This is a genomic window from Aliifodinibius sp. S!AR15-10, from assembly GCF_031569985.1.
GTDB lineage: Bacteria > Bacteroidota > Rhodothermia > Balneolales > Balneolaceae > JAMQKA01.
Window position 1 is genome coordinate 217,865 of the sequence record NZ_JAMQKA010000002.1, and the last position, 21,813, is coordinate 239,677.

Annotated in this window: 23 protein-coding genes and 2 pseudogenes; 11 read left to right on the forward strand and 14 right to left on the reverse strand. The window is 43.3% G+C overall.

The features are described from left to right. Window position 1: 1 nt before the first annotated feature. The 4 genes from NC796_RS02615 (at window position 2) to NC796_RS02630 (ending at window position 1,691) form a co-directional block, all read left to right on the forward strand. The gene (locus tag NC796_RS02615) at window positions 2-535 is read left to right on the forward strand and encodes a hypothetical protein (RefSeq protein ID WP_310681854.1); all 534 of its coding nucleotides are present in this window, start codon (window positions 2-4) and stop codon (window positions 533-535) included. Further along, window positions 532-891, forward strand: a complete 360-nt coding sequence (locus tag NC796_RS02620; protein ID WP_310681855.1) for a hypothetical protein — start codon at window positions 532-534, stop codon at window positions 889-891. The genes NC796_RS02615 and NC796_RS02620 overlap by 4 nt, the downstream gene beginning before the upstream one ends. A 25-nt stretch (window positions 892-916) precedes the next feature. Next, entirely contained in the window at window positions 917-1,180 is a 264-nt protein-coding gene (locus NC796_RS02625; RefSeq protein ID WP_310681858.1) for a hypothetical protein, read from the forward strand. Between the two features lie 145 nt (window positions 1,181-1,325). Continuing rightward, a complete protein-coding gene (locus NC796_RS02630; RefSeq protein WP_310681861.1) occupies window positions 1,326-1,691 on the forward strand; it encodes a hypothetical protein in 366 nt (121 codons plus the stop codon). A 593-nt stretch (window positions 1,692-2,284) separates the two neighbouring features. Here NC796_RS02630 and NC796_RS02635 read toward each other — a convergent pair. After that, window positions 2,285-2,518, reverse strand: coding sequence for a copper resistance protein NlpE N-terminal domain-containing protein (locus NC796_RS02635; protein WP_310681863.1), 234 nt, complete (start codon window positions 2,516-2,518; stop codon window positions 2,285-2,287). 514 nt (window positions 2,519-3,032) lie between these two features. Here NC796_RS02635 and ctaD point away from each other — a divergent pair. Beyond that, window positions 3,033-4,751 (forward strand): cytochrome c oxidase subunit I, encoded by a 1,719-nt coding sequence (gene ctaD, locus NC796_RS02640; protein ID WP_310681865.1) that lies wholly within the window; start codon window positions 3,033-3,035, stop codon window positions 4,749-4,751. Window positions 4,752-4,788: 37 nt separating this feature from the next. Here ctaD and NC796_RS26755 read toward each other — a convergent pair. The 11 genes and pseudogenes from NC796_RS26755 to NC796_RS02700 all read right to left on the reverse strand — a co-directional run bounded on the left by NC796_RS26755 (window position 4,789) and on the right by NC796_RS02700 (window position 13,567). Continuing rightward, window positions 4,789-6,812: pseudogene (locus NC796_RS26755) on the reverse strand (copper-translocating P-type ATPase). Window positions 6,813-6,820: 8 nt separating this feature from the next. Continuing rightward, the gene (locus NC796_RS02655; RefSeq protein WP_310681872.1) at window positions 6,821-7,336 is read right to left on the reverse strand and encodes a hypothetical protein; all 516 of its coding nucleotides are present in this window, start codon (window positions 7,334-7,336) and stop codon (window positions 6,821-6,823) included. Between the two features lie 41 nt (window positions 7,337-7,377). Continuing rightward, window positions 7,378-8,322 carry a formate/nitrite transporter family protein gene (locus NC796_RS02660; RefSeq protein WP_310681874.1) on the reverse strand — a complete coding sequence of 315 codons (945 nt, stop codon included), beginning with the start codon at window positions 8,320-8,322 and terminating at the stop codon, window positions 7,378-7,380. Further along, window positions 8,315-9,697: an NAD(P)/FAD-dependent oxidoreductase gene (locus NC796_RS02665; protein WP_310681876.1), complete on the reverse strand. Its 1,383-nt coding sequence runs from the start codon at window positions 9,695-9,697 to the stop codon at window positions 8,315-8,317. The genes NC796_RS02660 and NC796_RS02665 overlap by 8 nt, the downstream gene beginning before the upstream one ends. Before the next feature lie 129 nt (window positions 9,698-9,826). Next, entirely contained in the window at window positions 9,827-10,576 is a 750-nt protein-coding gene (locus tag NC796_RS02670; RefSeq protein ID WP_310681878.1) for a glucose 1-dehydrogenase, read from the reverse strand. 18 nt (window positions 10,577-10,594) lie between these two features. Then, window positions 10,595-10,717: a hypothetical protein gene (locus NC796_RS02675; protein ID WP_310681880.1), complete on the reverse strand. Its 123-nt coding sequence runs from the start codon at window positions 10,715-10,717 to the stop codon at window positions 10,595-10,597. A 43-nt stretch (window positions 10,718-10,760) separates the two neighbouring features. Next, window positions 10,761-11,105 (reverse strand): annotated as a pseudogene (locus tag NC796_RS02680) (SDR family NAD(P)-dependent oxidoreductase); the annotation flags it as partial. 17 nt (window positions 11,106-11,122) lie between these two features. Beyond that, the gene (locus tag NC796_RS02685) at window positions 11,123-11,329 is read right to left on the reverse strand and encodes an FAD-dependent oxidoreductase (protein WP_310681983.1); all 207 of its coding nucleotides are present in this window, start codon (window positions 11,327-11,329) and stop codon (window positions 11,123-11,125) included. A 209-nt stretch (window positions 11,330-11,538) separates the two neighbouring features. After that, window positions 11,539-12,036 carry a Dps family protein gene (locus NC796_RS02690; protein WP_310681884.1) on the reverse strand — a complete coding sequence of 166 codons (498 nt, stop codon included), beginning with the start codon at window positions 12,034-12,036 and terminating at the stop codon, window positions 11,539-11,541. Between the two features lie 141 nt (window positions 12,037-12,177). Beyond that, window positions 12,178-12,735, reverse strand: a complete 558-nt coding sequence (locus tag NC796_RS02695) for a carboxymuconolactone decarboxylase family protein (RefSeq protein ID WP_310681887.1) — start codon at window positions 12,733-12,735, stop codon at window positions 12,178-12,180. Window positions 12,736-12,964: 229 nt separating this feature from the next. Beyond that, a complete protein-coding gene (locus NC796_RS02700; RefSeq protein WP_310681890.1) occupies window positions 12,965-13,567 on the reverse strand; it encodes an outer membrane beta-barrel protein in 603 nt (200 codons plus the stop codon). Window positions 13,568-13,941: 374 nt separating this feature from the next. Here NC796_RS02700 and NC796_RS02705 point away from each other — a divergent pair, with 374 nt between their 5' ends. The 6 genes from NC796_RS02705 (at window position 13,942) to NC796_RS02730 (ending at window position 20,726) form a co-directional block, all read left to right on the forward strand. Then, a complete protein-coding gene (locus tag NC796_RS02705; RefSeq protein ID WP_310681892.1) occupies window positions 13,942-14,184 on the forward strand; it encodes a hypothetical protein in 243 nt (80 codons plus the stop codon). A gap of 257 nt (window positions 14,185-14,441) precedes the next feature. Beyond that, window positions 14,442-16,079 carry an alpha/beta-hydrolase family protein gene (locus NC796_RS02710; RefSeq protein WP_310681894.1) on the forward strand — a complete coding sequence of 546 codons (1,638 nt, stop codon included), beginning with the start codon at window positions 14,442-14,444 and terminating at the stop codon, window positions 16,077-16,079. A 116-nt stretch (window positions 16,080-16,195) separates the two neighbouring features. Then, window positions 16,196-16,372, forward strand: a complete 177-nt coding sequence (locus tag NC796_RS02715) for a hypothetical protein (protein ID WP_310681895.1) — start codon at window positions 16,196-16,198, stop codon at window positions 16,370-16,372. Between the two features lie 214 nt (window positions 16,373-16,586). Continuing rightward, on the forward strand, window positions 16,587-17,717 hold the full coding sequence (locus tag NC796_RS02720; protein ID WP_310681898.1) for an NAD(P)-binding domain-containing protein: 1,131 nt from the start codon (window positions 16,587-16,589) through the stop codon (window positions 17,715-17,717). A gap of 357 nt (window positions 17,718-18,074) precedes the next feature. Next, complete coding sequence (locus NC796_RS02725; protein ID WP_310681900.1) at window positions 18,075-18,887, forward strand: universal stress protein; 813 nt, start codon at window positions 18,075-18,077, stop codon at window positions 18,885-18,887. Between the two features lie 369 nt (window positions 18,888-19,256). After that, entirely contained in the window at window positions 19,257-20,726 is a 1,470-nt protein-coding gene (locus NC796_RS02730) for a potassium/proton antiporter (RefSeq protein WP_310681902.1), read from the forward strand. Window positions 20,727-20,745: 19 nt separating this feature from the next. On the opposite strand, the gene NC796_RS02735 is transcribed toward NC796_RS02730, so the two are convergent. After that, window positions 20,746-21,159, reverse strand: a complete 414-nt coding sequence (locus tag NC796_RS02735; protein WP_409070341.1) for a universal stress protein — start codon at window positions 21,157-21,159, stop codon at window positions 20,746-20,748. Window positions 21,160-21,224: 65 nt separating this feature from the next. Continuing rightward, complete coding sequence (locus tag NC796_RS02740) at window positions 21,225-21,770, reverse strand: universal stress protein (protein ID WP_310681984.1); 546 nt, start codon at window positions 21,768-21,770, stop codon at window positions 21,225-21,227. Window positions 21,771-21,813 lie beyond the last annotated feature (43 nt).

The window sequence follows — 21,813 nt, forward strand, 5'->3', positions numbered from 1 at the left end:
TATGAACAAAAACGATTATACCGCTCTTTTAGATAGTTATGGGAACCACTTTTCCATATCCGAATTTGAAATCCAAGGCCCAGTTACCATCATTCGGATGGATGTCGGCTTCTTGCGGTCCTTCCTGGCCTGGCGCCGATGGCATGGGCTACCCACCCTGATCAGCTCGGCCTGGCGCAAAGGAGACCCCAAAGCCCACGGCCATGGATTTGCCTTGGATGTGCTGCTGTTTGACCAGTGGCTGGTCAAACAACCATCCGCCCTCCAGCACTGGCTGCTGGCTACTACTTGGGGATTCCGGGGCGTAGGCCTGTACTTCGACTGGAGTTTTACCAACAAGAAAGGAGAAAAAGTACCTGCCATTGGACTGCATGTGGACGGATGGTCCGGGAACACCCACTCCCAGCGTCCGCTCCGGTGGCTCCGGATTGACGGTCAGTATTACTACCAATCGCTTGCCAGTGGCCACTTTTACTGCAAATCGAACAAGCAATCTATAATGCTGGATGAGGCGATCAGGAGGTATGGGCCATGAGCAACTCCCAAACAGATGGCTTTTTTAAAAAGTACAAGGAGCTGATCGTCACCACGATCATCTGTCTATTTCTGACCGGCATCTACGATTCTATCAATAACCAGACCGCTGAGATCAAGAAGTGGTATGAGCTGATGGTTGGTATCAATGAAAAAGTAAAAGTTCAGGCTGACAACCTAAACAAATTGGAAAAGAGTTTGGAAACTCATGCCCTGCGTACGGACGAGCGTTTCAAAGATCATAACAGCCGAATCCGGTCGATTGAATTTGAAGTTATTCCCCGCCAAATCAACCGATTACAATCTCAAACCAAAAAAGACACCACTGATGCTAAAGATACTATCGCCGATTATTAAGGCTGTCCCAACCTTACTTGGCCTTTTGAAAAGCAAAACCTCTGAAAAAGGGAGGGGCATTGTAAAAAGCGGGATCGCAAGCCTCACCATATCCGGGCTCCTGTCGACCGGCAGGCTATCTACCTTTGGTATTGAGTCGACCCTGCTGATCCTTCTCTCCATCCTGGAAATGGTCGGATATCTCTACGGAATGGTTGCCATCTCATCGGGGGCCACGCAGACCTATCCTGTTAATGACCTGCTAAAGGAAAGGGGGAAGGATTATCAGATCAGCAAGCTAAGGTGTTAGGGCAAGGGTGGCTTAAACAAATCCAAAAGAACAACGATTATAAGCTTTCCGCAAACTCCTTGTTTGATGATGACTACTCAGATCTCAAAAATCGAAGCTAAAAATATTTCCAAATATATAAACCATCAACCAAAGAAAAAGACCCATGATCACATTTCTATCAATTATATCCTCTACAGTATTAATTCTACTAAGTACCGATTGGCTAACGGGGTTTTTGGCGCCGAATAACCTAGCTGAAATTGGTGTAGTTATCCTCAGCATGATCGTCCTGTCGGCATCGGTTCAAATCCGTGGTCTATTTGAAAAAGCCCAGAATATTCTTCGATTATATTCCCAGTATTCTGATCCCAAAAGTGAAGAAGGGAGAAAACTTTCTCCAGAAGAAAAAGAACACCTTTTGGATCTATTTCTCCATGAGATACGAATTGTTATTGATCAATTTGGCGGAAGAGTTTTGATACGAGTTGGTGGCATTATTCGGAAGGTATTCAATAAACTGTTTGGGTAGTTTAAAATTACTTGAAAGCAAAAAAATCATTGTATAACGTCCTTCTTTTTATTTTTCCAATAGTCATAGGCTATGGGGATAAAAAAGATTAATAATGCAGCGATACCTATAATTGTAGTTATAAAATCCATGTCTATTCAAATATTTTGTTAACTTAAATAGTTCAATCTGATTACAGAAACTGCTCCAGTTACGAAAGTGACTTTATCTTCTAATTGTTTCATAATATTCACCTGTCTTTCTTTGAGTGTTCCTTGTTGTGCTACTATTAAGTAACTCTTTATACCTCCTAAATTCATTGATCTTTGCTAATAAAACCCCTTGATATATCTTAATCAAAAAGCCCGTGAGGGTTAATCCACAGGCTTTTTGATACTTGGAGAAAGTCGAGGCCATCGGTTGCCGTACTATTCATTCTATTACATCTGACAAAGCTATTATTTCTTTTCTTTTGATTAAGCTGGTTCATTAAAAATACGTCATCAAGCCTGTATAACTGAAACTGTTGACGTTTCAGGATATAGTGCTCGGCTAATTGAGAAGTGATCGATTGGGCTTCCTGATCGAGCATCTTCAATTGCGTGCTGGTAAACTTAAAGTAACCCTAATTCTTTATGGATGATTTTAACAATGAAGTCGACAGTGATCGCCCATTGACCAGTTTCCGTAAAAGCTTTTTCGAGATAGCGCCTGCGTTCGGTATAGTGGTAATCAGAATTAAGGATAAGCTTATAATTGATACCGGGGCAGTCGGCACAGGGAATAACTCCGGACCAACTTTCAGTGACGTTCTTGACTAATGATTTTGTCTTTTTTTGCAGAATCATCCGTTGCTCTTTTGGTAGTGCATCCCTTCAGAATAATTCCAACGACGATGCATAGATAGGAATAATGGTCTCATAGACATAGTTAGATTACTGGAATTGCTATAAAAAAATATGGACAGTTGGTTAAACATCTTCAGTACAAATCCACGGGCTAATTGAAAAAATCCAAAATATACTGCGATTATATGCTCAATACACCGATCCCAAAAGTGAAGAAGGGAGCAAACTTTCTCCAGAAGAAAAAGAACGCCTTTTGGATCTTTTTCTCCATGAATTGCGAATTGTTATTAACCAATTTGGTGGCAAAGTATTGATTCGTATAGGAGGAATACGGACACTTTACAATAAATTATTTGGAGATAATTAATTTTTAAAGGGAAGTCCAAGCTTCCCTCCATATTTTATATCCTTGAGGGATATCAATTAAATTCTGTAAAAATAGTTATTAAACTCAATATTTATTACCATAAATATGAAGATGTATTAAGCATGTTGTAAAAAACATCCTACTGTTATGGCTGACGTAGGGGAAAAGCCTAGTTTTAAAACGCTTCAAGTTAAAAGATATATACCGGTCGAATATCTTAAGGATAATTATCTTAATGCAGAAAAGGGGATTTGGTCATGGTTGAACACCCGTGACCACAAACGGATCGGGGTTCTCTTTCTCATAAGTATTACGATTTTCTTTTTATTTGCTGGATTAGTAGCCCTTCTGATACGTGCTGAGCTTTGGACTCCAGTCAAAACAATTGTTGAAGCCGATATTTATAATCAACTCTTCACGGTGCACGGAACTATTATGATTTTCTTGTTTCTTGTACCCTCGGTTCCAACAGTTTTAGGAAATTTTTTCTTACCTATCCAGCTGGGTGCCAAAGATGTAGCTTTTCCAAGACTTAATTTAGCTAGTTGGTATCTTCTTATGACCGGGGCGCTTTTATCTATTTATGTGCTTTTCGCTGGTGGCATAGATACAGGTTGGACCTTTTATACGCCCTATTCTTCCTCAACTGGCGGTGCTGTAACCGCCATGACGTTTGGCGTCTTTATTATTGGATTTTCATCTATTTTTACCGGTGTCAACTTTATTACTACGATTCATAAAATGCGTGCTCCCGGCCTAACGTGGAGTAAGCTGCCTCTTTTCTGCTGGGCATTGTATGCAACAAGCATTCTCCAGATTCTGGCTACCCCGGTTCTCGCTATTACGATCGCACTAGTCGGAATGGAGCGCATCCTTGGAATCGGTATTTTCGATCCTGCACTTGGCGGCGATCCCGTACTCTATCAGCATTTTTTCTGGTTTTACTCACATCCGGCCGTTTATATTATGATTGTACCTGGCTTCGGAATTGTCTCCGAGGTCGTTTCCACTTTCTCCAAAAAAACGATATTTGGATACTGGGCCATTGCGCTTTCATCCCTAGCTATTGCCTTCATTAGTTTCCTAGTTTGGGGACACCACATGTTTACCTCAGGTCAGGCTTCACTGGCATCCACGATCTTCTCATTCCTGACCTTCCTGGTGGGTATCCCTACCGGAATAAAAATGTTCAACTGGCTGGCTACCATGCATAAAGGTTCCATTAAACTGGATACACCATTATTATATATTTTGGGGTTCTTCTTTTTGTTTACGGTTGGTGGACTAACAGGCATCGTATTAGCAACAATTGCACTCGATATCCACCTTCACGACACCTACTATGTAGTTGCCCACTTTCACTTTGTAATGGTCGGCGGTATGGTAATGGCCTTTTTAGGAGGCTTGCATTACTGGTGGCCAAAGATGTTTGGCGTTATGTACAACGAAACTTTAGCCAAGATTGCCTGCTTCCTCATTTTTGTAGGCTTCAACGTAACTTTCCTACCCCAATTCGTCATGGGTGCGCAGGGCATGCCTCGTCGTTATTACAACTATGTTGAGCAATTTACAGCTTACCATCAAGTCTCAACCGTTGGTTCTTTTATACTGGGAATTGGCTTTTTGATGGTTGTGTACTATTTGATTAGATCAATTTATAAAGGAAAAAATGCAGGAGCTAATCCATGGGGTAGTCGGGCACTCGAATGGCAAATCCCTTCCCCAGCACCTCCCCATAATTTCGAATATACCCCTGTGATAGTCCATGGTCCTTATGACTATCATAAGCCGATGGAGGATTTTCAGCTGGGTTTGGCTAAAACTACTAACGGAGAAAAAACTGCAGAACCTGTTTCAGAAGAATAGTGTATTAACCTTTTGCACTGAAGTACGAATATTTCTGTTAGCGCTGAACCGTAAGGAACCGGGCATTGATAGCCACAATTACCGTACTTAGTGACATCAGTACTGCACCAACCGCCGGACTGAGTACAATACCATAACCCGTAAATACACCAGCCGCCAACGGAATGGCAAAAGCATTATAGCCGGTAGCCCAAAACAGGTTTTGAGTCATCTTCCGGTACGTCGATTTGGCCAACTGTATAACGGCCGCCACATCCTTGGGATTGCTGTCCGTCAAAATAATATCGGCTGTCTCTACTGCTACATCTGAACCGGCACCAATAGCAATACCAACATCAGCCTGGGCCAACGCTGGCGCATCATTTAATCCATCACCAGTCATAGCCACTTTGAACCCACGTGATTGTACTTCCTTTACTTTAGCAACCTTTTCATCGGGCAATACCTCGGCAAAAAAATTATCGAGGCCCAATTCATTAGCCACAAATGCTGCAGTCTGTTTATTATCGCCAGTCAACATCATGCAGCGGATGCCCATTTCTTTAAGTTGCTCAATAGCATCATAGGAGCTTTTACGAATCTGGTCGCCCAAGGCTATGACGCCTTCCAACTGATCATCTATAATTATAAATACCACTGTTTTGCCTTGTTCAGAGAGCTGCTCATACTGCTTGCGCGGTAGCTCAATTTTCTGTTCACGCAGGTAGCCGGGGCTTACTACAAGTACCTGTTTACCCTTCACAATTCCTTTTATTCCCTTGCCGGTGAGGGACTTGAAATCATCAACCCCATAGGTTTCCTCAGAAGCATTCAGAATCCCTTTTGCAAGTGGATGATCTGAGTTTTGTTCAACTGACGCAGCGATTGTTAACAATTCTTCCCTTTTATAGGATTCACTAAAAACAAGTATATCCGTAACTCCGAATTCACCTTTGGTGAGCGTTCCGGTTTTATCAAAGATAAGCGCATCTATGCTACGTGCCTGTTCAAAGGAGGCCCGGTTTCGAATCAGGAAACCGTTCTGAGCGGCAAGCGATGTGGATACAGCTACGACAAGCGGCACGGCCAGCCCGAGCGCATGAGGACAGGTAATGACCATTACGGTAACCGTACGCTCCATGGCAAATACAAAACTTTGGGTTGACCAAAATGTCCATCCGAAAAAAGTAAGAGCGCCGGCTCCCAGTGCGATTAAGGTCAGCCGGAAAGCAGCGCGGTTGGCCAGGTCCTGCGTTCTCGACTTACTCTCTTGCGCCTGTCTCACCAGCTCAATAACCTGCGACAGGAAAGAGTCTTCGCCCGTTTTAAAACCTTAATAGTCAGTGAGCCTTCTCCGTTAATCGAGCCGCCAACCACTTCATCGCCTTGCTCTTTTGAAACCGGCTTAGATTCACCAGTCATTAGTGATTCGTTAACCGAAGAATTACCTTTAGCGACAATGCCGTCAGCCGGTACTTTTTCTCCCGGTTTAATCAACAGTTGATTTCCGGTTTGGATATCCTCCAGAGGTATATCTTTGGTAGATCCATCATTGTTTATGCGATGTGCCTCGCTGGGCATCAGCTTGGCCAGCTCTTCGAGGGCCTGAGAAGCACTCATCACTGAGCGCATTTCAATCCAGTGCCCCACCAGCATGATATCCACCAGAGTAGCCAGTTCCCAGAAAAAGACTTCTCCCTCCACGCCAAACACGACAATCGTACTATAGACATAAGCCACAGTAATAGCGATACCGATGAGAGTCATCATTCCCGGCTCTTTCTTTTTCACCTCATCTATCAGTCCTGACAAGAAAGGCCAGCCGCCGTAGAAAAACACAAACGAAGAAAGAGCGAATGATAAATAGAGATCACCGTCAAAATGCAGCGAATCCCCAAATCCCAGGAAGCTTTGGATCATGTGAGACAGTGCCAGGATCGGAATCGTCACAATGAGTGAGATCCAAAAGCGTTTTTTGAAATCCAGCATATGCTCATGGTGATCAGCGTGTCTACAGGACGGAGTATGTTCTTTGTGGTTGTGATGTTCCTCATGATTAGCATGGCTGTGTGAATGTGCCATAGCGAAACTTAATGTCTGAGAATTATAGAATTAAAGCTGGCATGGTGCATCAACTCGCGAAGAAATAGAACGGTAGCAGCAAATTCACGGTCTTCTGGTACATCAAGCCAGTGAGCGGGAGTGCCATAGGCTACATCAACTAATCGATTAAAAACCTCTTCAACGGTATCAACATTCAATTGGAGCTTATCGTCCGAGCCAAAACCCGCTACCTTGGCAATATTCCAAAATGCCTGTTCGTATGTTGCTAGGCAGCGGCGGTTAGGCAGTTCACTGATGATGGGCATCAACTGATCTTCGATATCCGCTATAGCAGCTTCCAGCTCTATAGTCTCAGCCGGTTCGCGTTTCAGATTTACAAGAATGGTTTGAATATCACCTGCCGTAATTGTGTCAAGGGTTTCGGGTTCGCCAACCTCGACTATTTCCAAGATGAATTGCTGATCTTGTACCTTGAGAATTGTTACCGGCCCATCTTTCAGCAATTTTTGGAAAAAGGGATTTTGTTTATTGATTCTGCTCATTTTAAACTGGTTTTTAATGATACTTATTCCACTCAACATTGTTAATCACTATCTCGTGGCGGACGCGGACGAGGCGTTCCAAATTGGCGCCCTCCTTTTTTTGTAAACAACCAGTCACGGATACTCAGTATTCTGAATTCAGGATAACGCTTACGTTCCGATTGAAAATAAGCCATATTTGCAAAAAGCAGTACACCTCCAGCCGTATTACCTAACAAAACAGGAATCCAATAATTGATGATTAGAGACGAAATTTCATATTCGGTTGTGTGAAAAATAGAGAAGGAAACTTCTGCTGCAGCCGTTACCACATGAAATAAATTACTGGCACAAATCATAAAAAACACAAGATAGACAATGATGATACGCGATATAGTATCCCTTGCAGCAATATTGAGCCATACTACACCAGCTACCAGCCAACCGGCAAACATAGCCCTAAAAAACACGTCCCACCACTCCAGTTCTAGTCCATGGCTAACGAAAGTTGTTGCTGCCTCCATGCCATCTGGCGATAGAACAGAGGTTTTCGCCAAAACGTATCCCCCTGCAATTGCCCCTATGAGATTGCCAATAATCACGAGCCCCCAAACTCTAAGTAATAAGGGAATACTGGCAAGCCGCGTCAGAATCAGCGTCACCGGAGGCAGAGTGTTTTCTGTATAGAGTTGAAATCGGCCCAGAATAATGTAGATAAATCCTAGTGGATATAATATCGCAGCCATAAATGCATTGTCTGGGAAATGGCTGGTACCCACTGCATAGCCTATCAGCGTTAGTGTAATAGCTATACCGGCAGTAATTCCACTGAGAATAAGTTCTTGAGTTTCACTGGTAATTTCTTCGCTGGCAGAAGCAAGTAAGCGGTCCTGAATTTCTTGCCATGAGAAGCGATCACCAATTGCCCAGCCTGAATGAGGGGCACCCGACGCCGCCTGATCTTGCTTACGAATTTCAGGTGCTGATTCTTTTTCATTGTCAGCCATAATCACTACCCCTTGTTGGAATTCCATTAATTTGCAATTCTATATGCCGACTTCCAAGCTCTACTAACCATTCCTCATCTCGGGCCATTTCTTTTTCGATCGTTGCAGTGCCCACCCTTTCCGATGGTCGTATGATCATCCCCAGTGATTGATCCTGGATAAAATAGGCCGTAGTCCAGTTCCACATCGTTTTTACTCGATTTCGGTAATTAATCAACTGGAAAAGGTGCACAAACAACCACATGGCCCAAGCTAACCAGCCAGTCACAGTTTTAGAGGGATTTGTCAAGTCGGCAGTGGCCTTGCTCCTGCCAATAATAGCCATGGAACCCTTGTCAAAATAGTGGAAGGGTTCCAGTGATTCACCATTGGACATTGCTAAAAAGTTATTAGCCAGGTGTTCTCCATGCTGCATAGCTACGTTTGCCAACTGGGGATGCCCCTCGGGAAAGTTTTCATCGGTTTTCTGCAGGCAGGCATCACCGATGGCATAGATATTTTCGGTACCCTTCACTTTGTTAAATTCATTCACCAGCAGGCGGTTTCCACGACCGTAGCTCTCTTCAGGAATCCCTTCAAACATACGACCCGTTACCCCTGCTGTCCAGATCAGGGTTTCGGTTTCGATGGTATCACCGTCTCTGAAATAAACGGTGTCATCTTTATAGTCTTCCACCATCTTTTCAAGCTTTACTTTGACGCCCATTTCTTCCAATGCCTCATGGGTATATTTCTGTGATCTCTCTCGCATAGGAGGAAGTACTGTAGGAGCGGCATCAACCAAAAAGATATTCAGCTCCTGATTAGCGAGCTCCGGGTAAATTTTCTCCAGCATATTATTGCGCATCTCGGCCAGCATACCGGCCACCTCCACCCCTGTGGGACCCGCCCCGGAGATAACAACATTGCGCAACTTGGCTTTCTTTACAGGATCATCAGTATATGTTGCCTCTTCAGTTTTTTGCAGCAGATAGTTACGCATTTTTACCGCATCGTTGATCGTTTTCATGGGCACAGCATTTTTTTCGATGTTTTCCATCCCAAAAAAGTTGCTTTTGGTGCCTGTGGCGATGACGAGCCCATCGTATTTTAGCTCACCGGTAGAAAGCTGCACCTTATTGGATTCCGGCTCGACCTTCTGCAGCTCACCCATCCTAAAACTTATGTTATCAACACCTTTAAAGATGGTACGGAAAGGTGTACTGATGCTTGAAACATCAAGCATACCGGTAGCCACCTGGTACAGCAGGGGTGGGAAAAAATTGTAGTTGTTTTTATCTACCAGTGTGATGTAAAATTCCTTTTTATCTTTCAGCTGTTTTGCCAAGTTTACCCCGGCAAATCCGCCGCCGATAATGACAATTTCTTTATTCATGGCTTACCTCCCAACTTTGGTTTCTTATTTCTATTTTTTGGGATGATCAATGAGTATTGAGATTTTGAATACCTTCGGCCCTCACCGGACGGTCCAGGAGGGGGAGAAGGTTGATGGCTGTCTTTGCCGCTACTGCGCCAGGTACCCCCCATCGGCGGGATAGTAGCCACCCGTGACAAAGGAGGATTTTTCAGAAGCCAGCCACAGTACCAGCTCGGCGATCTCTTCGGCTTTACCCAGCCGGCCGATTGGGTGCAGACCTACCAGATGCTGTTTTTGCTCCTCATCCAGGAAGTCCAGTAGCGGGGTATCGATATATCCCGGACCTACGGCATTGATTCGAACCTTCTTGTCGGAATACTCGAGAGCGGCTGATTTGGTAAGTCCAACCACTCCGTGTTTTGCAGAGTTGTAGCCCGACTGATTTGCGGCAGCTACCTGCCCCATGATGGAAGCGGTATTTACAATATTTCCACCTCCTGATTCAATTATGGCCGGTATCTGATAATGCATACCGTAGAAAATTGCAGAAAGATTAATACTGATTACTTGATCCCATTCTTCAATCGGTATGTCGGCGACCGGTCCAACTGGTCCTACAATTCCGGCATTGTTAAATGCGATATGAAGCGCTCCATATTTCTTCCTGGCGGCCTCAACCAGTGCTTCTTGCTCTTCAGGCTTTGAAACATCAGCTTTAAAAAAAGAAGCCTCTCCACCATTATTTTTGATTTGTTCTACTACCTTGCGGCCGTCATCGGCATCAATATCTGAGACTAATACTTTTGCTCCTTCTTTGGCAAACAGCAGAGCGGTTTCTTTTCCAATTCCCGAAGCTGCGCCTGTTACCAATGCCACTTTCTTTTCCAATAGTTTCATTATAGTCACCTGTTATTTTTATTTAGGGTTAATTTCTTTCACTACTTTAATTAACTCTTTTGCCGCAGTAAACTCATTGATCTTTGGTAAGAAAACCCCTTGATATTTCTCAATAAAAAAGCCCGTGAGCTTTTTACTCACAGGCTTTTTGCTTTAATAATTTTAAAGCAGCGGGATGCTATTCTTACTGAATAGCAGAAGACCCGCCATCTATGACGAATTCTGCTCCTGTAGAAAATGAAGATTCATCTAAGGCCAAAAATAAAACCATATTTGCTACTTCTGATGGTTTACCCATTCGGCCTAGTGGATAAGTAGAATCAAGTTCTTCTTTTGACAGATTTGTTACTTCTGAAGCATCAACCATACCCGTTGTGATATACCCCGGGTGAATTGAATTTATTCGTATTCCTTTAGAAGCATACTCTGCTGCGGCATCTTTACTCATTACGCGCACTGCACCTTTGCTTGCTCCATAAAGGGTATGACCGGGAGCACCCGTTAGACTAGCTAGGGATATCACGCTCCCGCGCATTCACCAATGGTCTACACGTCTTCAGCGGTAGTTTGCAAATGCTCGTTGACCAGGATGTATCCACGTTCATTCACTTCCACCCCGGTGACATCGAGCCCGATGTCGTCTGTATTCGGGATTCGCCCGGTGGCAGCAAGCAAATGAGTCCCTTCAATTATCACGTTTTCTTCGCTCCTATGACCCTGCACCCGTACTGTTTCTCCCGACCGGTCATCTATGCGCTCGGCTACTGAATAGGAGACTTAACTCCAGATTGATTTGGCACATTTTTCAACATTAAGTGGTAATCATTTGCGAAGAATGTTATGATCCGTATCCAAATGTTTATCTGTCGAATAGGTATGCGAAGCGATTACTGTAGCAACAATAAAAAAAGCCTGTGAAATTTACACAGGCTTTTACTAATTGGTCATGAGTTTACAATAATCTATTCCAAATGACTTCGCAACATCCACGCCGTTTTGGAATGGGTATTCAGTCGCTGGGTAAGCAGATCAATGGTCGCCTCATCATCAGCGATTTTTGCTGGTTTCAATGCTTTGCGCACCGTACGCAACAGTTGTTCATGATCCCAAACCAGTCTTTTAACCATATCCATGGCATCGGGCTGACCGCCCTCTTCTTCAATGGAGGCCAACTGTTGGAACTCTTTGTAGGTCCCTGGCGCGTGAAACCCCAGTGCCCGTATCCGTTCGGCAATTTCGTCAATGGCCTCGGCTAATTCGGTGTACTGCTCTTCGAACTGCTCGTGCAATGAGTGAAACAGTTTGCCCGTTACATTCCAGTGATAATTATGCGTTTTTAAATACAACACATAGGAATCTGCCAATACTTTTGATAACACCTCGGCAATCACTTCCCGATTCTCGGTACTGATTCCAATATCGACATTTGTTTCATTTGCTATTTTTGTTATTGCTGACATAATATTTACCTCACTTTTTAATTGTGTTTTCAAGCTTTTAAGTAATGTATCTGAATTACAACCGTAATACATTGACATTTGATAAGAAATAGCCTTGATATTGATCAAGACTCCAAAACAGAGAACTACTCTGGCCTAACATTAGGCTGATTCAAGCTCAATTTTTTCGGACTTATAAACCTCATCAAGGGGTGTATCAGCCAGATGGTTCGTATAATTGCTGATCGTCATCAGGGCTATGATCAGGTTAATTTCCAATACATTTTGTTTACTATATCCTGCTTTGAGAAATTCCTGAATGTCTTCCTCCTGAACATGTCCACGGCTCCTCACTGCTTTTCGGACATAGTTCACCAAAATATTAAGTTTGGGGTTAGCTAATTCTTCACCTTTAAAAACGGCGTTTACAATTCCTTCATCGGCATTCAATTGTTTTTTTAAAGCTGTTGAATGGACGGCAGTACAGTACTCACATTTATTTTCCTCGCTTACAGCTAATATAGCGAGCTCTTTCTCTTGTGGCGAAAAATCAGACCTGCTGACTATTTTGCTGAGTTTCAAATACCCTTCCAACACAGCGGGGGATTCAGCCATTACCCCCAATATATTTGGTAGAAAGCCATTAGACTTTTTAGCTGACTTCAATAACGATTTTGATCTCTTCGGTGCATTTTCGGTTGTGTATATTGTAAAGTTCATCACGTGCCCTTTTTTAGTTCAGGTTTTAAAATTGATTTTGTCCAACTGTTATATGGATCAAATCTTCATTTACAGTTGATCTTCAACCATAAACTATTTCAATCAGCCTAAACTGTCATTGATATCTGACAAGAAAAACAGTTGATAAATCTCAATAAAAAAAGCCTGTGAGGGTTAACTCACAGGCTTTTGGCATAGATATAGACGCTTAAAAGTAGTTGCGCTAAGTTTATAACGGAAACTTAAAAGGAATGCCGATACTGATAGGAAAATACTGGGTTCGCCGATCGACAAAAAAGCTGGTTACAACTTTTGCTTCAGCATAAGCAGCAAAATTATCATTAATTGCATGACGCAGACCAACAGTTCCACTGATGCCCAAAGTGGATTCTGAACGCTGATCAAATGTAAATGTATCATTAGCGGTTGATACTGTGAAATCTCTCCGTATTGACCTGAAAAAAACTGCTCCTACCGAAGCGTATGTCAAGGTAGATACTCTCGGCAGCTCATACTCATAAATGCCATTAAGCATAGCCGTAAAAATTTCGGCCTCCGCGCCATCAATATCGGTAATAGACTGCGGAACATTTACTTTAACGCGAGCACCATCTTCATCAAAGCTGAATCGATGATATTGGCTGTAAAGCTGGGGTTTAACCGAGGGTCGAATTTCGTAGCTTATACCAGCTCCGGCGCCATACGTAGCATTCCAGTTCTGAGTGAAATTGGCAAGACTGGCAGGAATCCCGATCCCAACATCTAAGTAATAATTCACCTTATCGGATGCTTGGGCCTGGGCACGGTCTGTGATTCCCAAATGCAAAAACAATACGACACCAATTACACCCGTGAATAAATAGCTGTCATGGCAGGTACCCTATTTGATTAAAATATCAACAAGTATAACTCTCACTATCTTTTTAATTTCTTCAGCTTAATTGCAAGAGATACCTGGAACGCTCCAATTATAATAAATGCCGCGGAAGTATAAACTACTACCGTCAGTCCCACCAAAATAGGATTCCAAAGCAGTATTAAAGCAAGTAATCCCTAATACAAGTAAACTATACCACCCAGAAAGCTCATTTTTTTAATTTCAAATGACCAGATCACGGACATAATAGATCGGAAAAGGAAGGCAAAGCCTACTTACAAAGATAGGAAAACGACAGTGATTCCAGCCTGGCAATCAGCAGGTTTCCAATGAGTAGTTCTGCGATACCGGCTGCTAGCGACCAGCGCCAGCCCGATAATATTTCACGGTTGGAGATAACTGATGCCAAGAATACCGGAAATCAAAAAGGCAATGGCAAACAATATCGAAAGGCCAGGTACGACTCGGCCGGGGTTAAGATGACCCATATCCCTACAGCTATAAAAATGATCCCTAAATATAAGCGGCAGATACCAACGTTTTACGGGTCGCGACCCGTTGGTATTATTTAAAGTTTTCACAGTAAAAAATTAGGTTAATGGTTTAATTCCTTTAGCTAAAGTTAAAATGGTACCTTGCTAACAGCATTGATATTTGATAAGAAAATTGGTTGATGTCTGTCAGTTAAGCATGGTAAGCTTGTATTTTGTGATCTTTCAACCTGATCATTTAGCCATCCAATAAAGGTGTGTCTAATTAGGTATAATTCATTGCTCATTACAATCCCTTTACGTACCTATTTGAATTTCTACATTTTTAAACTTAAATCATGTTATTTAAACAAAACATATCCCCTATAGGATTACTGCTGGGGACGTTATTTTTCGCCCTCTCACTGACGCCTAGCCTGCTGCCGCGGACAAATGTTATACAGGGTTTGATTTCGGGCTTGGCCCTGACATCTGGCTACGGATTAGGTGTTTTGATCCGGTGGAACTGGTCCTTTTTTGAACTACCGATACCGACGAAAAAAACACAAAAGATCCTGATCTATATAACCGGTGGTATTTGCCTGATAATAACAACCGTTTTTCTCTGGCAGGCCACCGGTTGGCAAAACTCCCTGCGCGGCATGATGGGCATGGAAAAGACAGCTGCCATGCGTCCGATAGTCATATTTCTTATAACTGTAGGATTGTTCCTGATCCTGTTGATGCTCGGGCGGGTCTTCCGGTGTATATTCCACCGACTTTCGGAATGGTTGCAACGGTATGTGCCCAGACGCATCTCAAATGCTATAGGTCTAGTCGCAACATTTATCATATTTGGGCTCGCAGCCAACGGAGTGCTGTTTACTCTCATCCTGGAGGGAGCCGATGCCACTTATAAACAATGGGATCGTCAGATTCAGCCCGACTTGGGACAACCCTCCGACTCCCTAAAAGCCGGCAGCGAGGCCTCACTACTTGACTGGGATAAAATGGGACGACAGGGACGTGAGTTTTTGTCCCAATCTCCGGATACTACCGATCTCAAGAGATTTACCGATCAGCCTGTACGCCAGCCTATTCGCGTGTATGCCGGTATGCTTGAAGGAAGTCTTGAAGAGCGTGCCGAACTGGCTTTGCAAGAGCTAAAGCGGGTGAATGCATTTGAACGCTCAGTCATGATACTTGCCACTCCTACCGGATCAGGCTGGGTAGATGTGGCGGCCATTGATCCGGTTGAATACCTGTATCGCGGTGATATTGCCACGGTATCAGCCCAATACTCTTATCTGCCCAGCGCGCTTTCGCTATTATTGGAAGGGGAATATGGCTCAGAAATGGCCAGAATCCTATTTCAAAAAGTGTATAGATACTGGTCGGAGCTTCCTGAAGATGAACGTCCCAAACTGTATTTGCAAGGATTAAGCTTGGGAGCCCTAAATTCCGACAAATCATTTGATCTGTTTGACATCATCGATGATCCTTTTCACGGAGCGCTCTGGAGCGGGCCGCCCTTCCGCAGTGAAACCTGGCAGCGGGTGACCGAGGAGCGCCGGCCAGATTCTCCCATTTGGCTTCCGCAATTCCGAGACGGTTCTGTAGTTCGCTTTGCCAATAGTAACGGTGGCCTGTCAAAAGGGAATGCCGGATGGGGGGGCTTTCGCATTGCCTACCTGCAATATGCCAGCGATCCCATTGTCTTTTTTGATCCTCATTCATGGCTCAGAGAACCGGAATGGATGCAACGTCCAAGAGGGCCTAGCGTCAACGAACAGATGGAATGGTATCCCGTCGTAACTACATTGCAGCTGGTGGCGGACATGCTTTTAAGTACGGAAGCTCCTAAGGGCTATGGACATGAATATGCTTCCTCCGACTACCTTCAATCCTGGTTAGAACTCACCGAACCAAAGAACTGGAGCAATGAGGAACTTGACCGGCTTCGAAGTTTTTTTGATGAAAGAGGGGCAAGAAAATGAAAGTAAGCAGTTGCTTAACCAATGCAGTTTATCCCTGATTCAAATATTTTGTATTAAAGGTAAATACTTACACCTTAAATAAGATTGTGATTAATAAATATTGAGAGGTGATCACTATGTATAAAGACCTTGCCGATGCCGTTGAATCATTTAATGAAAAAGGCTATACCAACATCTTTGAATTAGAATATGATTGTATTACCTGTAATTCATTAGAAAAAGAATTTACTCCTGATGAACTGACTCTTGTCGAATCTCACTCCTTTGAGCAGGGGAACAGAACCCGGCAGTGAGTAAAGCGTACATGCCATTACCACGGAATCAGGGGCCAAGGGATTGTTGATTATTTTCTACGGCATGTATGTGGATCCGGCCAAGGCAAAAATTATTGACCGGCTATTAAACAGTTCGAAATAGTCAGGGGCAGGGCCTGAAGAAACGGAACATACTGAGGAGATTTTTGACACAGTACTATGTCAAAGATATGGCCGAAATAAGTGAACCTCTATGGCAGATGCACGAACACACACAAATGACGCCACGGATTCTAAACCGGCATCACGCGTCTTGTATAAAACAGATATCGTGGTTATCGGGGCGGGACAAGCAGGACTGTCTTCTGCTTATCACCTTAGACGGGAAGGGATGGAACCGGGTCGCGGATTTGTAGTATTGGATCAGTCGGAAGATCCTGGAGGGGCCTGGCAGCATCGTTGGCCGTCACTAACGCTGAGCACGGTCAATGGCATTCACGATCTACCCGGCTTGTCCTTTGATGAAGCGGTCAATACTGATGAGGAAGATATACAAGCCAATATCGCCGTGCCGAAGTATTTTAGGAGGTATGAGCAGGAATTCAACCTTCCAGTCTATCGACCTGTAAAAGTAATGGCGGTCTGCGATAGAGGCAACCGACTTAAAGTAGAAACGGATGGACCTCACTTTTCTACCAGCGGGATTATGAATGCAACCGGTACGTGGGAAAGTCCACACCTACCTGAGTATCCTGGTAACGACCGCTTCAAAGGCCGGCAATTGCATACCAAAGATTATAAGACTGCGGATGAGTTTAAAGAACAGCATGTGGTTATCGTGGGTGGAGGCATATCGGCTATTGAACTGCTCGATGAAATTTCACAGGTCACTACAACCACCTGGGTTACACGCCGGCCGCCCGATTTTCGCGAGGGCCCATTCACAAAGGAAGATGGTCGAGCGGCAGTAGCCATTGTTGAAGAACGAGTACGCAATGGTCAGCCGCCCGGTTCTATTGTTTCATTAACAGGCTTACCCGTGACTGACCACATTAAATCCATGAAGAAGCACGGCGTACTAAAGCGGCGGGCGATGTTCAGCGAAATTACAGAAACTGGCGTCCGTTGGTCCGATGGCACCACCCTCCGGGCGGACGTCATTCTTTGGTGCACGGGCTTTCACAGTTCGCTTGATCACCTTGCACCTCTGATGCTGCGCAATGACGACGGTGGTATTACCATGACCGGCCGCCTGGCCACAAAGGTAGAAAAGGACCCGAGAATTCACCTAGTTGGATATGGACCTTCCGCCTCCACCATTGGTGCCAACCGTGCAGGTGGTGCTGCGGCAAGGGAGTTGATGAAGTATTTGGGACTTCGGTGACATCCTATTCCTCTTTGACTGATTATTTCCTACATTTTTAGACCTAGGAAGTAATAAAAATCCTGCCCTTCTTTTATTTGTAAACTCCCACTCAGCTGAGAAACGGTCCGTATTTTTTAAATGATGGATGAAGATTAAAAGTAAATATGGACAGAGGTTTGACGGGGTTTGTCCCGTATAAGATGGCTTAGGCACTTTGGAGTTGTAATTTTGTCACCCGAATGAAGCTTATTTATTTAGCGATATCTCCTCCCATACAACTGATTTATCATTTAATGAATACGTATCTTCTATCAATAATGAACTAATAGACTACCTACTGATAAACAGCCATCAAAAAAGTTGAGGTTTAACAAAATGCGAATAATAGTTCTGGTTGATTTTTCCCTTTATACTGAATGTTTAATTAAGGTTGCAACTAATTGGGCTGATTTGCTTGATGCGGTGCTTGTTCTTGTCCACGAAGTACCACGTATGGTTCCAGCCATGGCTGATGACGATACTCGTTATAATATAATTGACTATGAGAAGGAGGAAGCCATTTCAATGCTGAAAACACTGGCAGAGCGAAATATTCCAGAACACATTTCTACAAAATATGAGGTGACAGACAGGCGCTTGACTTATTTTTTACCACATCTGATGTCGGACAAGGAACAAACCGTCATCATGCTGGGACTCAAAGGTACCGGGCTGCTCAAAAAAGTTTTTATTGGAAGTGTAGCCACTCAAATTATTAGTAAACTAAATAAAATTACGGTTGGAGTCCCCCTGAAGGCTAATAAAGCAACTCCTGAAAACTTAATTGTTCCTGCAAATCCGGATTATCCTATTAATGATGAAAAATTAGATCAACTGGTGAATTTTCTGTGCCCAACTTTAAAAAGCATCGATTTTATTTCTATCGATCGATCTGAGGATAAAAACCTGTCAACAAACTATTTAAAGGAATTGAGCAATAAGTATAACGGTAGGATACCCACATCTTATAAGGTATTTAAGAGCCAACAAGTCTTTGAGGAATTTAAATCATATACAACTACAAAAGAACATAGCTTTCTCGTTCTTCAAAAAGGAGGAGACTCCTTTAAAGACATGGTATTAAAACGCTTTTTCATAAACAGGATTGTACATGACGGTACAATCCCACTCATTGTACTGCCCGAGTAAATTACGTTATTCAATTTAGGTCCATTTTGCTGCCCGTCTCGCGGCAAGGGAACTTATAGCATTTGAGACTCCGGTGATTACCGATTAGAGGGCTTTAAAATACTGTTTGACCTCCCCAAATCCCCCCTGTGAAAATAAGAGGGACTTAGGAGGAGTTATTTTAAAGCACTCTATAAATCGAAATAAAAAAATGAGTGATTGTGAACATGCATACAAACCTGAAAGAATCCCGAAACTGATTGCTAAATATTGGAATTTGAGAAATGCCGACGACATCGCCGATCTTTTTCATTAAAAAACTGCCATTAAAATAGTACATTTATCAGTTCGGGATTATTACCAATCTGCTACCAATTAACATCAACTTTTGTGGCTTATTCTCTATACCTATTAACCGCGGCGCTACTACTGTTGCTCAGTATTTTCTCGAGCAAGCTCTCCTTGAAGTATGGGATTCCAGCCCTGCTTATCTTTCTCGGGATCGGTATGATCTTTGGTTCAGATGCTCTTAACGTGGTTTATTTCGATGACTATCAGCTTGCACAGCATCTCGGGATTATTGCGCTTATTTACATTCTTTTTTCTGGCGGTCTCGATACTAATTGGCAGACTACCAAACCCATCGCAATTCCTGGTTTAATCTTGGCGACGATTGGCGTGCTAATCACGGCATTGATTGTTGGTTATTTGGCTTCGTTGATACTGGATGTCAGCCTCCTCCAGGGCATGCTTCTAGGGGCAGTGGTATCTTCGACTGATGCCGCTGCCGTTTTTTCGGTACTGCGTTCCAAGGCTCTTGGTTTCAAATATCAGTTAAAGGAACTTCTTGAGTTTGAATCGGGCACCAACGATCCCATGGCCATCTTTTTGACGATTGGAATTATCCTGTATCTGACGGTACCGGATATGTCTTGGGATTCCCTCATCATGCTTTTTGTGCTGCAGATGTCTATTGGATTAATCACAGGGTTGTTATCTGGCAAACTTATGACATGGATTATCAATCATGCCAACCTGGGATATGACGGGCTGTACCCGGTATTGATGCTCTCCTTTGTTCCCCTAATCTATGCAGCCACAGACCTGCTGGGAGGCAGTGGTTTTTTAGCTGTATACATAGCCGGACTCGTTATGGGGAATTCTATCTTTGTACATCGTCGCAGTTTGATGAATTTCTTCGATGGGGTCGGCTGGCTCATGCAGATTACCATGTTCCTAACTTTAGGTTTACTTGTATTCCCTTCACAGCTTGTTACTGTCGCGGGAAGTGGACTCCTGCTTGCCGTGTCGTTAATAGTAGTTGGCAGGCCCGTCAGTGTTTTTCTATCCATGATATTTACTGACTTTAATACCCGATCAAAACTAATGGTCTCGTGGGTGGGGTTGCGGGGAGCCGCACCTATTATTTTGGCCACGTTCCCTTATGTGGCCGGCATTGAAAATGCCGAACTTTTTTTTAGTATTGTTTTTTTTGTGGTTGTCACTTCAGTTCTGATTCAGGGACCAACACTACCGTTTGTAGCTCGTTTATTAAAAGTCGCCTCACCGATTGAAGAGAAAACGCGATATCCCATTGAACTGGAACCAACCGTGGATACCAAAGCAGCATTGGAAGAAGTTGAAATCGAAGAAGATGATTTTGCCAGGGGTAAAAAGGTGCATGAGTTAGGGCTGCCGGAGGACGTATTAATTACTTTGATCAACAGAGAGGGTAAATTTATGGTGCCCCGTGGGACCACCGAAATAGCGGCCAATGACAAGCTCCTCATTTTGTCAAGCAAAAATCAGTCAGACTATATTCGCCTGCTTTTAAAAGCAGAAAGAGCCGCTAAAAATTGAATTTTCAGTGTCTATATTATTATGCAACTCCAATAAAATCCGGTCTTACAGTTAAGACAGGGCATATCGAATGCTGAGCAACTTTCTTAGCAGTTGAGCCTAAAAGCAAATGAGCTAGACCACTATGCCCGTGCGTGGCAATAACGATCAGATTAGTATGTTCGTCACCGTAACTGGTTATGGCGTAATTTGCTGATATCCCTTTTTTAATAACAGTTTTTATATTGATTGTTGCATTGGAATCTCCTTTTATCTTGATTATAGCGTTAGAATCTCCGTCTTTAAATACAAACTCGCCGTCAAACCACTCATCCCGGAATCCCTCATCTCGTCGAAGTTCTGCTTTATTCCAAGAGTCTTTGAAGAACGTATCTATTGCATCATAAATGACATCCCTGATATTCTCGACCTCAGATTCATGTACATTTTTCATGGCATTTTCCGTTAACGTTCCATGCAATTCCAGCACGTGAAATAAGGTGATTGAAGCATCATGATTTAGTGCGGTAGATATATGGCTATTGGCAGAGCTTTCAGCGACGTTTGAGATCCATCGGTCGGCACCAATATTGTTTTTACATTGTAGGTATCAAGTTTGGGCATAGTTAGAACAGGTACCCTGGAATGACGGATTATTTTTTCCGTTATGCTGCCTCTCAATAGATCAGACTCGTGCTGGCCTTTAGCAGCCATTACAATCAGATCATATTTTTCTTCTTCAGCAAATTCTACAATCGCCTTTGATGGCCTTGGTTCAATTCGTACAATGCCTCTTCCTTTAGTACCCGGATGAAGGTACTTTCCCATACATTCTGATATTTTTTCTGTAGCCCGCACTTGGGCACGCGGATACTGATCTTTTTCCATATCCAGTGGCATACCAAGCTGTTGCAGGCTTTCCGAAAAATAATGGAGCGTTGGAATGATATGAATGAAATCAATTTTGGCTCCATAGTGGTTTGCAATCCGCTGGGCCTGGCTATAAGCATAAGAGGCATTTTCTGAGAAATCGGTCGGGACTAATATTTTATTAATAGAATAAATAGAGGTACCTCTTTATGAAGATTATTTACTAATTGATTCATGC